The organism is Pseudomonas sp. PDM32 (assembly GCF_019219225.1).
In the GTDB taxonomy this organism is placed as follows: Bacteria; Pseudomonadota; Gammaproteobacteria; order Pseudomonadales; family Pseudomonadaceae; genus Aquipseudomonas; species Aquipseudomonas laurylsulfatiphila.
The window spans coordinates 301792-315258 of record NZ_JAHUWE010000007.1 but is presented as its reverse complement, the minus strand read 5'-3'; the positions used below and the strand labels follow the sequence as shown (position 1 = coordinate 315258).

General features: G+C 62.7%; 13 protein-coding genes. 2 read left to right on the top strand and 11 right to left on the bottom strand.

Annotated elements, in window-relative coordinates; all coding sequences use genetic code 11:
- Nucleotides 1–70: 70 nt before the first annotated feature.
- Nucleotides 71–1348, bottom strand: coding sequence for an MFS transporter (locus KW846_RS15835; RefSeq protein ID WP_218483300.1), 1278 nt, complete (start codon nucleotides 1346–1348; stop codon nucleotides 71–73).
- Nucleotides 1349–1466: 118 nt separating this feature from the next.
- Here KW846_RS15835 and KW846_RS15830 point away from each other — a divergent pair, with 118 nt between their 5' ends.
- Nucleotides 1467–2369 (top strand): LysR family transcriptional regulator, encoded by a 903-nt coding sequence (locus KW846_RS15830; RefSeq protein WP_218483298.1) that lies wholly within the window; start codon nucleotides 1467–1469, stop codon nucleotides 2367–2369.
- Between the two features lie 401 nt (nucleotides 2370–2770).
- Nucleotides 2771–2986, top strand: a complete 216-nt coding sequence (locus KW846_RS15825; RefSeq protein ID WP_218483297.1) for a DUF6124 family protein — start codon at nucleotides 2771–2773, stop codon at nucleotides 2984–2986.
- A 93-nt stretch (nucleotides 2987–3079) separates the two neighbouring features.
- On the opposite strand, the gene KW846_RS15820 is transcribed toward KW846_RS15825, so the two are convergent.
- The 10 genes from KW846_RS15820 to KW846_RS15775 are packed head-to-tail and all read right to left on the bottom strand — an operon-like array spanning nucleotide 3080 to nucleotide 13283.
- The gene (locus KW846_RS15820; RefSeq protein WP_218483295.1) at nucleotides 3080–4306 is read right to left on the bottom strand and encodes a beta-ketoacyl-ACP synthase; all 1227 of its coding nucleotides are present in this window, start codon (nucleotides 4304–4306) and stop codon (nucleotides 3080–3082) included.
- The gene (gene fabG / locus KW846_RS15815) at nucleotides 4306–5034 is read right to left on the bottom strand and encodes a 3-oxoacyl-ACP reductase FabG (protein ID WP_102698590.1); all 729 of its coding nucleotides are present in this window, start codon (nucleotides 5032–5034) and stop codon (nucleotides 4306–4308) included. The genes KW846_RS15820 and fabG overlap by 1 nt, the downstream gene beginning before the upstream one ends.
- Nucleotides 5031–5492, bottom strand: a complete 462-nt coding sequence (locus KW846_RS15810; protein WP_218483293.1) for a hotdog family protein — start codon at nucleotides 5490–5492, stop codon at nucleotides 5031–5033. Before KW846_RS15810 ends, fabG begins: the two co-directional genes overlap by 4 nt.
- Nucleotides 5489–6685 carry a beta-ketoacyl-[acyl-carrier-protein] synthase family protein gene (locus tag KW846_RS15805; RefSeq protein WP_218483290.1) on the bottom strand — a complete coding sequence of 399 codons (1197 nt, stop codon included), beginning with the start codon at nucleotides 6683–6685 and terminating at the stop codon, nucleotides 5489–5491. The genes KW846_RS15810 and KW846_RS15805 overlap by 4 nt, the downstream gene beginning before the upstream one ends.
- Entirely contained in the window at nucleotides 6682–7299 is a 618-nt protein-coding gene (locus tag KW846_RS15800; RefSeq protein ID WP_218483288.1) for a hypothetical protein, read from the bottom strand. Before KW846_RS15800 ends, KW846_RS15805 begins: the two co-directional genes overlap by 4 nt.
- On the bottom strand, nucleotides 7299–8024 hold the full coding sequence (locus KW846_RS15795) for a class I SAM-dependent methyltransferase (RefSeq protein WP_218483285.1): 726 nt from the start codon (nucleotides 8022–8024) through the stop codon (nucleotides 7299–7301). Before KW846_RS15795 ends, KW846_RS15800 begins: the two co-directional genes overlap by 1 nt.
- Nucleotides 8021–9268, bottom strand: a complete 1248-nt coding sequence (locus tag KW846_RS15790; RefSeq protein WP_218483283.1) for an NAD(P)/FAD-dependent oxidoreductase — start codon at nucleotides 9266–9268, stop codon at nucleotides 8021–8023. Before KW846_RS15790 ends, KW846_RS15795 begins: the two co-directional genes overlap by 4 nt.
- A complete protein-coding gene (locus KW846_RS15785; RefSeq protein WP_218483376.1) occupies nucleotides 9255–10412 on the bottom strand; it encodes a sodium:proton antiporter in 1158 nt (385 codons plus the stop codon). The genes KW846_RS15790 and KW846_RS15785 overlap by 14 nt, the downstream gene beginning before the upstream one ends.
- Nucleotides 10412–12751, bottom strand: coding sequence for an MMPL family transporter (locus tag KW846_RS15780; protein ID WP_218483280.1), 2340 nt, complete (start codon nucleotides 12749–12751; stop codon nucleotides 10412–10414). Before KW846_RS15780 ends, KW846_RS15785 begins: the two co-directional genes overlap by 1 nt.
- Nucleotides 12735–13283: an outer membrane lipoprotein carrier protein LolA gene (locus KW846_RS15775; RefSeq protein ID WP_218483374.1), complete on the bottom strand. Its 549-nt coding sequence runs from the start codon at nucleotides 13281–13283 to the stop codon at nucleotides 12735–12737. Before KW846_RS15775 ends, KW846_RS15780 begins: the two co-directional genes overlap by 17 nt.
- Nucleotides 13284–13467: the final 184 nt, after the last annotated feature.

Below are 13467 nucleotides of genomic sequence, written 5' to 3'. Positions count from 1 at the left end.
CCCTTTACCAAGACTGACGAATGCCGTCAGTGTACCTTGGCTCGCGATTACCGCTAGGGTGCAGTTGTGGCTAAACCTGCGCTGTACCCGGCAGCAGCGGCAACTTTGCCAGCTTCAACGCGATCAGCAGCGCAATCACCAGCAGCGTGCCGATGAACAGCCCGATTCCGTTCCAGCCACCCAGATGCCAGAACACGCCACCCGCCGTACCGGCAATGCTCGACCCGGCGTAGTAGCTGAACAGGTACAGCGATGACGCCTGGCCCTTGGCCTTGGTGGCGCGGCGGCCGATCCAGCTGCTGGCCACCGAATGGGCACCGAAGAAGCCGAAGGTGAACACCAGCATGCCGATGATCACCAGCGACAGCGGTGTGAACATCGTCAGCGCCAGGCCGGCGATCATCAGTGCAATGGTGCTCCAGAGCATTTTGCGTCGACCGAGCTTGTCGGCCAGGGCACCGATTTTCGCCGAGCTGTAGATACCCGACAGGTACACCACCGAGAGCATCCCGACGAACGCCTGTTCCATGTGATACGGCTCGGCCAGCAGGCGATAGCCGATGTAGTTGAACAGCGTGACGAACGCCCCCATCAGCACAAAGGCCTCGAGGAACAGCAGCGGCAAGCCGGCGTCGCGAAAGTGCATGGTGAAGCCGTCAAGCAGGCTGCGCGGATGCAACGAGCGAGAGCGGAAATTGCGCGATTCGGGGAGGATTTTCCAGAACACCGCCGCCGCAATCAGGGCCAGGCCGCCGATCACCAGCATTGCCGTGTGCCAACTGACGAAGTCGATCAGTACCCCGGTGATCAAGCGCCCGCTCATCCCGCCAATCGCGTTGCCGCCGATGTACAGGCCCATCGCCAGGCCGATGTGCTGCGGATGGATCTCTTCGCTCAGGTAGGTCATGGCGACCGCCGCCAGCCCGCTCAATGACAGGCCCACCAGCGCCCGCATCGCCAGCACCGCGTGCCAGCTCGGCAGCATCGCGCTGGCAAGGGTGCACAGGGCCGCGGCGAACAGCGCGGCGACCATCACCGGTTTGCGCCCGACGCGGTCGGAGATCGGCCCCGTGATCAGCAAGCCGAAAGCGAGCATACCGGTGGCGACAGAGAGGATCAGGCTGCTTTGCGCCGCGTTGATGGAGTATTCGTAGGACAGCAGCGGCATCATCGGTTGCACGCAGTAGAGCAGGGCGAAGGTCGCAAAGCCGCCGCAGAACAGCGCCAGCACCGTGCGCATGAACGCTGGGGTGCCTTTTTCGATGTAGATCTCCGCCAGCTCGACGACGATAGCGTCCGGCGCAGCGGGAGGAACTTCATGGGCGAGTGGGGCGACAGCAGTTTTCACGGGGGACCTCGGAGGACGCAGCCGGTCAGGCAATGAAAAAAGCATATAGCTGGCTAATGATTCAATCCAATATATTGTTCGACCTGTTTGATAGCTTTTACGACCTAATGGGGTTTCCATGGAATTGCGTCATCTGCGCTACTTCATCGCCGTCGCCGAAGAACTGCACTTCGGCCGCGCCGCACAGGTGCTGGGCATCTCCCAGCCGCCGCTGAGCCAGCAAATCCAGGCCCTGGAACAGGAAGTCGGCGCGCGGTTGTTCGAGCGTACCAATCGTCGGGTCGAGCTGAGTGAGGCCGGTCGGCTGTTTCTGGAAGAGGCGCGGCTGGTGCTGGCGCAGGTCGACAAAGCGGCGGATGTCGCGCGACGGGCGCAACTGGGTGAGTTGGGTGAATTGAAGATTGGCTTCACCTCGTCGGCCCCGTTCAACTCGACCATTCCCCAGGCGATTTTCTCTTTCCGTCAGCGCTTCCCGGCAGTGCATCTGAACCTGCGGGAAATGAGCAGCACCCAGGTGGCCGATGCGCTGGTGGACGAGTCGATTGAGGTCGGCATCATGCGCCCGCTCGGGCTGCCGGACTGCCTCAGCGTGGTCGAACTGATGCGTGAGCCGCTGGTCGCGGTGCTCAGCTCCAAGCATCCGTTGGTAGAGGGGAGCGAAGAGGGCCTGTTTCTGTCAGCCCTGGCCCTTGAGCCTTTCGTGTTCTTTCCGCGCAGCTATGGCAGTGGCCTGTATGCACAACTGCTCAGCCTGGCCCGGGACGCAGGCTTCAGCCCGCACTTCGCCCAGGAGGCTGGGGAGGCGATGACCATCATCGGGCTGGTGGCGGCGGGGCTCGGTGTTTCGGTGTTGCCGGCGTCTTATCAGCGGATGCGTATTGATGGTGTGGTCTATCGGCCGTTGCTTGATCCGGCGGCGGTGTCGGCGGTTTGGTTGGTGCAGCGCAAGGATCAGAAGTCGGCGATGGCCAAAGCGTTTGTTGAGCTGCTGACGAGGAAGGTTGAGCCACTGAAGTCGTGACGGCTGCGCCGTCCATTCGCGAGCAAGCTCGCTCCTACAGTTCAGAGTTTTCGCAGCTGCCCGTGGGACATTTCCGAAATCCCCCGGACAGGCTACAGCGCCTTGCGGCGCTGCCTACAACTACTCCAGAATCCGCCGGCTTGTGCGCTTTGAGGGCCATCGCTAATTTGATTCGCGTCACTGATTGTCAGTGATCGGGTTTAGCAGCCCGTAGCAAACCAAAGCGCATTTGCGCTCCTGATAGGCAGGTATGTCCATACCTGCCCTTGACGGTGGCTGTGCGCAGGGCGCCTTCGGGCGCGCCGGTTTTCGGTTTGTCCGGTCTGCTAACCTGCGTACAGCTGCCACCCTTATGATCAGCAACGATTCGGTGTGGCCGCCCACTTTCAGGACGCTGAATCATGACCAGTACAATCTTCCTCATCGCCCCCGACATCGACAACCGCACCCTGCTGGAATACGCCTGCGTGTCGCTGGCCTCGGCAAGCGTCATGGCGAGCGACTTCGCCAGAGACCTGAAGGGATCAGAGGGCCATACCCTGCTGGGCATCCAGCAGTCGATCATGTTGGGGGAGCTGGCGGTGAATCGGGTGTTGGATAACCTTGATCCGCCCTGAAAGCTACATCGCCCATCAAAAAGATCGCAGCCTTCGGCAGCTCCTACAGGTTTCTTGTAGGAGCTGCCGAAGGCTGCGATCTTTTGACGTTGCTTACGGCCAGCGCTTGAAAATCAGCGAAGTATTCACCCCGCCAAACGCAAAGTTGTTGTTCATCACGTACTGATTACTCATCTGCCGAAACTCGCCGCGCAGGTAGTCGAGCTTGCCGCAATGCGGGTCGACTTCGTCGAGGTTGAAGGTGTGGGCGTAGAGGTCGCGGTTCATCATTTCGATGCTGAACCAGGATTCCAGTGCACCGCAGGCGCCGAGGGTGTGGCCGAGGAAGCTCTTCTGCGAGCTGATGGGCATGTGTTCGCCGAACAGGCTGCTGGTGGCCAGGGTTTCGGCGATGTCGCCCTGTTCGGTGGCGGTGCCGTGGCCGTTGACGTAGCCGATGTCCGAAGGTGTCAGCCCGGCGTCTTCCAGGGCCAGTTCCATGGCCCTGCGCATGGTGATTTGCTCCGGACGGGTGGTGTGCTGGCCGTCGGCATTACTGCCGAACCCGACGATCTCGGCGTGGATGCGGGCGCCACGGGCCAGGGCGTGTTCCAGTTCTTCGAGCACCAGCATGCCGCCACCCTCACCGATCACCAGGCCATCGCGTGCGGTGTCGTAAGGGCGCGGGCTGCGTTGTGGGGTGTCGTTTTTCAGGCTGGTGGCGTAGAGCGCATCGAAGACCATGGCTTCGGTCGGGCACAGTTCCTCGGCGCCGCCGGCGAGCATCAGCGGCAGGCGGCCGAACTTGATCGCCTCGTAGGCATAGCCGATGCCCTGGCTGCCGCTGGTGCAGGCGCTGGACGTCGGAATCAGGCGGCCGGTGAGGCCGAAGAAGATGCTGATGTTCGCCGCGGTGGTGTGCGGCATCATGCGCACGTAGGAATTGGCGTTCAGGCCTTCGGCCACCGAGTTGAGCAGCATGTTGCCGAACGCCTTGATCTCGTCGGTGCTGCCGGTCGAGGAACCGCAGGCGACGCCCATACGCCCGTCCTTGATCGATTCGTCGCCCAACAGGCCGGCATCGGCCAGCGCCATCTCCGCCGCGCCCACCGCCAGCCGCGAGACCCGGCCCATGCTGCGCAGTTGCTTGCGGGTCCAGTGGCTTGGCACCTTGAAGTCATCGATGGGGGCTGCCAGGCGTGTGTTGAGTTCGGTAAAACGATCCCACTCGTCCATCCGGCGGATGCCGCTGCGGTTGGCCGCGAAGTTGCCGGCGATGGTGTCCCAGTCGCTGCCCAGTGAGGTAATGCCGGCCATGCCGGTGACGACGACGCGCTTCATCAGCACAGGCCTCCGTTGACGGCCAGAACCTGCCGGGTGATGTACGAGGCTTCCGCCGACATCAGGAAATTCACCGCGCCAGCCACCTCTTCAGGGGTGCCCATGCGTTGTGCGGGGATCATTTTCATCAGTTCTTCCACCGGCACGTTTTCATCGAGCATGGCTGTGTCGATCAGGCCGGGTGCGACACAGTTAACGGTGATTTTGCGCTTGCCCAGCTCGATCGCCAATGCCTTGGCCGCGCCGATCAACCCGGCCTTGGAAGCGCTGTAGTTGACCTGGCCACGGTTACCGATCAGCCCGGACACCGAGGTGATGCAGACAATTCGCCCGGCGGCGCGACGCCGGATCATCGGCATCATTACCGGGTGCAGCACGTTGTAGAAACCGTCGAGATTGGTGCGCATCACCACGTCCCAATCGTCCTCGCTCAGGGCCGGAAAGGCACCGTCCCGGGTCAGGCCGGCATTGAGCACCACGCCGTAGTAGGCGCCGTGGGTTTCCACGTCGGCTTCGAGAATTTCCTTGCAACGGGCGCGGTCGGCCACGTCGAACTGCAGGATGCGCGCACGGCGGCCCAAGGCCTCGACTTCGGCCTTGACGGCTTCGGCGTCGGCCAGGCCACTACGGCAATGCAGCACGATGTCGTGCCCGGCCCGGGCCAGGCGCAAGGCGATGGCGCGGCCGATGCCACGGCTGGAACCGGTGACCAGTACGGATTCAGTCATGACTGGACTCCTTCGGGTTCATGAAGATATTGAGCGGCCTGGGGTGGGCGGAACACGTTCAGACGAGCGGTGGCGTGAATCCCTTGGCCGTTGATGTGGCACTCGAACACGCCCATGCCGTTGTCGTCCTCCAGGGAGCGAATCCCGTGGAGGGTCAACTCGGTGCCGGCCGGGAAGCTTTCAACGTTGCATTCGAATTTTCGGCTGCCGAGCAGAAAGCCCAACTCCACCGCATCGCCGCGCTGACGCGCATGGCAACCGGCAAAGGCGGCCACGCTCTGCGCCATCAGTTCGATGCCGACCCAGGCCGGCAGGCTGCCGTCGGGGAGATTGAACAGGCCATCGGGCTTGACGGTCAGGCGGGTGTGAATCTGCTCTTCATCGAACGCCAGGACCTGATCGATAAGGATCATGTCGCCAGCGTGGGGCAGCAGTTCGGCGAGCGGCCAGTCAATCATGGGGCGTCTCCGATAATCAGGCTGACGTTGTTGCCACCGAAGGCAAAGGAATTGCTCATCAGGTAACGGGGTGCAATGGACGTCAGGCGAGTGGCCGGGGTCACCCATTGCAGCGGCGGCAATTCGGGATCGGGCTGCCCGTCCCAGACGTGCGGCGGCAGGGCATGCCCGCGATTGTCGGCGCTCAGGCTCAACCAGCAGAACGCCGCTTCCAGCGCCCCGGCTGCACCGAGGGTGTGGCCGGTCATGGGTTTGCTCGACGAGCAGGGCACACCGGCCGGGAACAGCGTTGCCACGGCCAGGCTTTCCATGGCGTCGTTGTGTTGGGTGGCAGTACCGTGCAGGTTCAGGTAAGCGATCTGCTCCGGTTGCAGGTTGGCGCGGCCCAAGGCTTTGCGCATGGCTTGCAGGGCGCCACGCCCCGTCGGCTCGGGGGCGGAAATGTGATGTGCATCGGAGCTGGCGCCGCTGCCGAGCAAGGCAATCGGCTGGCTGTCGCCTGCGTGTCTGGTCATCAGGAACAGCACCGCCGCTTCGCCAATGTTGATGCCGTTGCGGTTCACTGAAAACGGATTGCAACGCTGTTCCGAGACCGCTTCCAGCGCCGAGAAACCGTTGAGAGTCAGCTTGCACAGGGTATCGACACCGCCACACAGCACCGCGTCGCAGACGCCCAGGTCCAACAGGCGCTGGGCGCTCATCAAGGCCCGGGCACTGGAGGTGCAAGCCGTGGAAATGACATAGGCCGGCCCACTCAATTGCAGCCACTCGGCGAGGAAGTTTGCCGGCGCACCCAGCTCCTGTTGCTGGTAGTCGTACTCGGGCGGGAACTGCTTTTCGCGCAGGTAATGGGCCAGGCCCTGGCTGGCTTCGTCGATGCCCGAGGTACTGGTGCCGAGCACGACACCAATGCGATCGCGACCGTAAATCTGGATGGCGCTGTCGATGTCCGGGCGGATTTGCAGCGTGGCTTCCAGCAGCAGCTGATTGTTGCGACTGTGATGGCGCGACATGTCGGCTGGAAGGGGTGCCAGGTTGCCCTGGACTGCGCCGACCGGCAGCGTGCGTTGCGGCACCCACCCGGCTTGTTCGCGCATGCCGCCGCAGTCGCCGGCAAACAGGTGGCGGGCAACCTCCTGCTTGTCGCGGCCCAGCGCGCAGACCAATCCGAGGGCATTGAGGTAAGCCGTCATGGTGTTTCACCGCTCAGGGGCGTGACTTGATAGGTCGCACCTTTCGTAATCATCAATTCAAAATTCTGCGGTTGTGTGTAGCGGATGTCCCAGCGCTCGGGAAGGGACCGTTGTCTGCCGTGCTGCCAGGCGCCGGGATAGTTGGCCGCCAGTTCATCATCCGGCGTCAGCGCAAACAGCAGCGCTGCGAACAGTTCCCGGGCTTGCGGGTTGGGTGGCAACAAGCCGTCGGCGTGCCAGGTTTTATCGTTCAATAGCTGGCGGGCCTGGGGGATGCCCAGCAGGTCCATCATTGACCAGCGAATGCCCGTTTCTTCGCGCTGGATCACCACTACCCAGTCCAGGCGGTCGTCGGGTTTCAATAGCTGAATATGCAATTGCAGCGGCAACGGCAGATCCGGATTTTGCGCGGGCAATGGCGCCCGGCTGGTGCAGGCGCTCAGAAGCAGTGCCGCGGCGACCAACAGAAATCGCAACACACTGGCGACCCCTGTGGGAGCGGGCTTGCTCGCGAAAGCGGCAGTACATCCGACATATCCGCTGGCTGACCCACCGCTTTCGCGAGCAAGCCCGCTCCCACAGGTTGAGTATTTCAGGCGACGGGTAATCGACATCACACAGTTCCTTCAAAAGGTTTGCGCGCCACCACATTGACCAGGGTTTCTTCCCGTTGGCCAAAGGGTTTTGGCTTGCACACACCCAGGTATTCGAGCAGGCCGAAATCCTTGGCGCGACTCCACCACAGGTACGGATAAGACACGTTTTGCGCGGTAAATTCGAAACCCTGTTGTCGGATCATTTGCAGGTATTGCGCAGCACTTTTCTGCACGTCCATCGGGTGGCGGAACAACCAGCGGATCACCCAGGTATCAATGTAGGCCTCGGTGGACTCGGCGAACAGCAGATAACCGCCCGGCTTGAGCACGCGGTAGAACTCGGCCAGGGCCTGTTCCTGCTGCACCAGGTGATGGAACGTCTGGTGACAGAACAGCAGGTCGATACTGGCGTCCGCCAGCTTGAGGTTCGCGCAGTCGCTGCCGATCAGCTCCACGTCCATGCCCTGGCGCACCGCTTCTTCGGCGCTCTGGGTGAGGCTCTGCGGGTCGGCATCGATGCCGATCAGGCGAGCGGGCGCAAAGGCCTGGCGCAGCAGCGCGAATGACTTGCCCTGACCACAGCCTGCATCCAGCAGTATCGGGTCGGCAGGCGGCGCTTCGCTGAACAGGCCGCGCAAATCGTTGACCGCCAGCCGCAGCACATAGTGTTGCCAGATCCGGCTGCGCAGGAACCACAAACCGAAGCGGGTTTCTTCGACGTAGTGGTCGCTCAAGTGGTTCATGACGCAGCCCCTGCACAGAACTCCGATATCACCTTCAACCGGCGCCGGGCTTCGCTGACGAACGGGTTGCGTGGGTCCCAGGCATATCCTGCAAGGATGGAGCTGATCATTCCGCGAATTTCCGGCGAGCTGCTCTCATGGAAAATCACATCCTGGAAGGTTCCGGCGTACCAGCCTTCGACGTAGCAACGGAAGGTATCGACGCCGCGCTTGAGCGGCTCGGCGAATTCGGTTTGCCAGTCGACGGCTTCGCCTTGCAGCTGACGGTGCAATACCCCGGCCGCCATGCTCGCCGAACGCATGGCGATGGTCACGCCGGAAGAAAACACCGGGTCGAGGAATTCCGCGGCATTGCCCAGCAGTGCGAAACCCGGACCGTGCAAGGTTTTGACGTTGGCCGAGTAACCGCCGATGGTGCGGGCCGGGGTGTCCCACTGCGCATTTTGCAACACGCCGGCCAGGCTTGGCGTCTCGCCGATAAAGCCGCGCAGGCACTCGTCCAGATTGTCGCTGCGGCCGGCGAAACGTTCCTCGGCGGCAACCACGCCGACCGAGCAGCGCCCGTTGCTGAACGGAATGGTCCAGAACCAAAGGTCGCGTTGGGTCGGATGAGTGGTCACGAGGATCTTGCTGCGGTCGAAGGCCGGGTGGTCGATACGGTCTTCGATATGGGTGAACACGGCCTGGCGCACCGGGAAGTTCGACGGCGCCTCTAGGTCGAGCAAGCGCGGCAGCACGCGGCCGTAGCCACTGGCATCGAGCATGAAACCGGCCTCGATGCGGTATTCGCTGCCGTCCTCGCGGCGCACGCCGAGCTGCGGTTTTTCCGGGTCGATGTCGACGCTGACGATGGTTTCGCCATAGCGGATCTCCACGCCTTGAAGCGTGGCCTGATCGGCCAGCAGCTTGTCGAAATCGGCGCGCTGGACCTGAAATGTCGTTGATTTGCCGTGGCTGAACGTCTCGCCGAAATCGAACGCGCTGTAACGTTCGCCCCAGGCAAAGGCGGCACCGTTTTTCACCTGGAAGCCGGCCGCGTTGACGGCGTCGAGCATGCCCGCCTCTTCGACGAAATCCAGGCAATGGGCCAACAGGCTTTCACCGATGGAAAAGCGTGGAAAATGCTGACGCTCAATCACCAGCACATCGTGTCCCTTGCGCTTGAGCAATGCGGCGGCGATGGCGCCCGAAGGACCGGCACCGATGACCACGACCTGGCGGCATTCCATTTCAACGGTTGGCATGAGGGCTCCTTGCCGGGACAGCGGCTTTCAGGGGGATTCGGTGCATACCGGTCAGGGCTGGCAGCAATGTAGCGATCAGACCCATCAGCATCAGCGCAAAGTACAGCGGCGGGCTGATGAGTTGCTGTTGCAGCAACAGGTTGAGAAAGACGATCTCGCTCAAGCCGCGGATGTTCAGCAGCACACTTTCCCGCCAGCGGCTGGCGCCCTTGAACGAGGCCCCGGCCCAGCCGAGGCCGAGCCAGTTGCCCAGCAGTTTGCTCAGCATCGGCAACAGCAGCAGGGCGACCAGTTGCCCCCAGCCGAGGCTGTCCATCGCGCTGTGCACGTTGATCTGCACGATACCGAACGTGAGGATCAACGGGATGGCGATGTACGTCTGCAAACCGCTCATCCAGATGGCCGGCAGCGGCAGCACCAGTGGCGCTTTCAAGGCGGCCATGATCAATACATAGCCGATGCCGAAAATCAGCGCATTGAGCTTGTAGTGCTCGGCGACGACCAGCAGGGCGAAAAAACACAGGCTGTAGAGCCACGTCTGGCGCAAGCCAAGCAGCCGCAGCAGTACCGGCAGGCAGGCGCCGGCCAGTGGCAGCAACAGGCTGCTCAGGTGCAGGCTGCCCTGGGCGAGGCCGAACAATGTCCAGCAGGCGAGATCGATGAGGATCGCGGTTTGCACCAGACGCCGGGTGGCAGCGGGCGGGTAATCGATGTGTCGCAGGTACAGGTACAGCACCGGAATCGCGGTGATGGCGAACAACAGGCCGACGGCCAGCGAGCTGATCCAGGGTTGCGCCGGCAACAGCCAGATCGCCGTGGCCAGGCCACAGGCAAACGGAATGCAAAAGCTCGGCAGGGCGATTTTCAGGCTCTGGCGCTCCAGTTGCAGGTCGATCACATCGCTGAGGATGTAGCCCAGCAACAGGGCAAAACTCAGGCTGTAGAGGTTCTTCAGCCAGCCCGGCGACACCAGCTGCGCACCGCTCAATTGCCATTGCGGCTCGACCCAGAAATACATCAGCAGCGGCAAACCGAGGGTTGCCAGCAACAACTGGCTGACGATGGGAATCAGGCCAAAATGCCGGCCGACACGGGTCGCCAGCGCGAACAACGCCAGGGCCATCGCCCAGAACAGAACGATCATCACGTTGCATGCTCCGCGGCTGTGGGCGCGTGCACCTGTCGACCGGCCCAGGGTGCCAGCAGGAAGCTGAAGACCAGGCCGAGGCTCACCGACAATCCGAAGTTGCTCACCGCCGGGGTGCTCGACACCGCCAGCAGACCGAACGACAACCAGGTGGTCAACGCCGCCAGCAGGGTGCCCAACAGGCTCACGGCCGCGCCGCCGACCTGTTCGCGCATCAGGATCGCGTAATCGACGCTGATCGCCGTCACCAGCAGCAGGCCGAACAGGCTGAACAGGGTCAACGGCTGCCCCAGCCAACCGAGGCTGGCCAGGCTGCACAACGCCGCCAGTAGCGGCAGGGAGACGATGCGCAATGCACCGCCGAGACCGAACGGCAGGATAAGCACCAGTACGATCAGCACGCAGGAGGCGAGTTTCAGTTCAGCGGCGCTGATTTGGGTGGCGGCGAAGACAGTGTTCAATTCACCCAGTCGATCCACCAGTGTCACACCGGGTAGGTCCTCGCCCTGGAGCCGCAGCAGGGCCGGGTTGTTGATGCCTTGCAGGCTGACCATCGCCGCCACGCCGTCTTCGGTCGGCCCCAGCCACAGGGGCCGGTAGGGTTCTGCCAGCGGGCCGCTGAGCGCTGCGTCGATGTCCACGGCCGGCAGTGCCTGTAGCTTCGTCAGCTCGGCTTGCAGCGCCTCGGCCGGTACACCGATGTCGAGCAACGGCTGCCAGAGCGCCGGCAGTCTGCTCAACGCTTCGCGCACCTGCTGCTGTGCATTCGGCGGGCTGACTAGTTGATTGAGCGACAGATACCCCTGGAGCTTTTCCAGGCCAATCAATTGATCCAGTCGTTCGCTCAGGGCGGTCTGGCGTTCAAGCAATTGCTGCTGATTGGCGGCGCGTATCAGGAAGAACTGGCTGGTGGGTTGATAGCCGGTGATCTGTGCAATGGTCCGGGCTTCGTCGGTCAATTGTTGCGGTGCGCTGATCCACTGGCGAATGTCGTTTTTGCTGCTCAGCTGCAACAGCCCGCCCACGCAAAAGGCGATCAGCAGCGCCAGCAGGACTGGCGTTTTCACCTGATTGAGCAGTGCTTCACGACAGCCCAGCAAATGCTCGCAAACGCGCAATGGCCACTGCGCCGGACGCAGCTCCACGCCCTTGAGCAAGGCCGGCAGCAGGCACACGGCGGACAAATAAGCGCCGAGCAAACCGGCGGCAGAGAACACGGCAATCTGGGTCAGCGCCGGGAAGGGTGTCCAGGCCAGGGCCAGATAGCCGATACCGCTGGTGATCAGGCTCAGGGTCAACCCTGGCAGGGTCAGGCGCAGGGCCGGCCAGCTGTGCCAGGGTTTCAGGCTCCAGCTTTTGGACAGATAGTGCAGCGGGTAGTCGACCGCCACACCGATCAGGCTCGAACCCAGTACCAGGGTCATCACGTGCATATGGCCGAACAGCGCCACGCAGGCCACCGCTCCGAAGAGCATGCCCACCAGCACCGGCACGAACGCCAGCAACACGCGCCAGCGCCGGAAGGCCAAGAGCAGCAGTAACAGAATCCCGACGGTGGCACCGCCACCGACCCAGGTCATTTCCCGGGCGGCCTGTTGTTGCCCGTGGGCCGCGTACAGCAAGCCGCTGGCGGCGAGCAGTTGCACCTCGTGCTGCGCAGCTTGTTCGCGGCTGTGCTCGAGCAGGTCGGCCACTTGCAGCGGCAGGTTCATGTCGAAGGCGTTGCCGGTGGTGCGCGCACGCAGCAGCACCCAGCTTTTGCCATCGGCATCGGCGACCAGGGTGCCGCTGCCGATGTCCAGTTGCACCGAACCGCGTTGCGGCTGGCTGTTCTGGATGCGCCCGGTCAGGCCCAGCCAGTCGTCCTGGCTCGGCACCAGGCTGTAACCGTTGAACGGGTCGAACAAGGCTTGCACGCGTTGCTGGATAAAGGTGTCGGGGTGCTCGATCAGCAGTTGTCGGTCCACCGCCGAGAGCATCGCCAGGCGACTTTGCAGCAATTGCGTGCGCAGTGCCGGCAAGTCGGCTTGCAGGGTCCACTGGACCTTTTCGAACAGTCCGCTGGCCTGCCATTGCTCGCCGAGGGCTTGCGCCATGGCGACGGCTTGTTGGCGATCGGCGTGGCCGACCAGCACTAGCATTTCGCGGTTCAGCGGTTCTTGCATGCGTTGTTCGGCGCGCAGTTCCAGGGCGTCGGGCGCCGTGCCGGGCACCAGTTCCATCAGGTTCGCCGACAGTGGCGCGCCGTCACGCCATTGCCAACACGCGAGCGCCAGTACTGCCAGCAGCAGGATCAGAAACAGGCGTGGCAGTAACCGTTCACTCGGCAAAGTCATGTTGCTCCGCGTCGCTCAACGGCTGGGCGCTGGTGCTGTCCTGCATGCGCAACAACGTACTGTCGCCCTGGGTTTCGAGCAGTTCGATGCTCTGCACCAGTGCTGCGCCGGTAATGTTGATCTGGTTGAACACCTGCTTGAGCAGCATCGAGCGCGGCACCAGCGTGAGCTTCCAGTTCTGTGCGTCGCCGCTCAGGGACAGCTCGAAATCCCGTTGCAGGCCACTGCTGTCGCCTTGCAGCACGGCGAGGAACAAACGGTTCTGCTCGGCACCGGCGCTTTTGCCCGGCAGCATTTGCCAGACACTGCCGTCTCGCCGGGCAATGCCTTTGGTGGTGATGCGATAGTCCTGTTGCAAAGGCGTTTTCAGCAGCCACAACAAGCCGTGGTTTTTTGCCAGCACGAACGAGCCCTTGCTGGTCAGCGGCTGGGGCAGGGCGCGCAGGTGTTTCTCCTGGATGAAGTTGCCGTGGATCACCTCGGGTTTGGCCAGTTGCTCGCTGAGTTGTTGCAGGTCGAAGGCATGGGCCATGGAGGAGAGCCCGAACAGCGCCAGGGCAGCGAGGTATCTGAACACTGAAAAACGTGGCGAGCGAGCTTGCTCGCGTTGGGTCGCGTAGCGGCCCCAAGATGGCAGCGGACCTTGGCGACGTTGTGAGTGCTGCGCACTCAAGCGCGAGCAAGCTCGCTCGCCACAGGGATTTGGGGCGGTCACA

What these genes read in the sequence shown, in the direction of transcription:
- KW846_RS15825 (WP_218483297.1), top strand. Translation starts at nt 2,771, where the DNA reads ATGACCAGTACAATCTTCCTCATCGCCCCCGACATCGACAACCGCACC.
- KW846_RS15790 (WP_218483283.1), bottom strand. Translation starts at nt 9,268, where the DNA reads ATGCCAACCGTTGAAATGGAATGCCGCCAGGTCGTGGTCATCGGTGCC.
- KW846_RS15775 (WP_218483374.1), bottom strand. Translation starts at nt 13,283, where the DNA reads ATGGCCCATGCCTTCGACCTGCAACAACTCAGCGAGCAACTGGCCAAA.
- KW846_RS15830 (WP_218483298.1), top strand. Translation starts at nt 1,467, where the DNA reads ATGGAATTGCGTCATCTGCGCTACTTCATCGCCGTCGCCGAAGAACTG.
- KW846_RS15795 (WP_218483285.1), bottom strand. Translation starts at nt 8,024, where the DNA reads ATGAACCACTTGAGCGACCACTACGTCGAAGAAACCCGCTTCGGTTTG.
- KW846_RS15820 (WP_218483295.1), bottom strand. Translation starts at nt 4,306, where the DNA reads ATGAAGCGCGTCGTCGTCACCGGCATGGCCGGCATTACCTCACTGGGC.
- fabG (WP_102698590.1), bottom strand. Translation starts at nt 5,034, where the DNA reads ATGACTGAATCCGTACTGGTCACCGGTTCCAGCCGTGGCATCGGCCGC.
- KW846_RS15805 (WP_218483290.1), bottom strand. Translation starts at nt 6,685, where the DNA reads ATGACGGCTTACCTCAATGCCCTCGGATTGGTCTGCGCGCTGGGCCGC.
- KW846_RS15810 (WP_218483293.1), bottom strand. Translation starts at nt 5,492, where the DNA reads ATGATTGACTGGCCGCTCGCCGAACTGCTGCCCCACGCTGGCGACATG.
- KW846_RS15785 (WP_218483376.1), bottom strand. Translation starts at nt 10,412, where the DNA reads ATGATCGTTCTGTTCTGGGCGATGGCCCTGGCGTTGTTCGCGCTGGCG.
- KW846_RS15800 (WP_218483288.1), bottom strand. Translation starts at nt 7,299, where the DNA reads ATGTCGATTACCCGTCGCCTGAAATACTCAACCTGTGGGAGCGGGCTT.
- KW846_RS15780 (WP_218483280.1), bottom strand. Translation starts at nt 12,751, where the DNA reads ATGACTTTGCCGAGTGAACGGTTACTGCCACGCCTGTTTCTGATCCTG.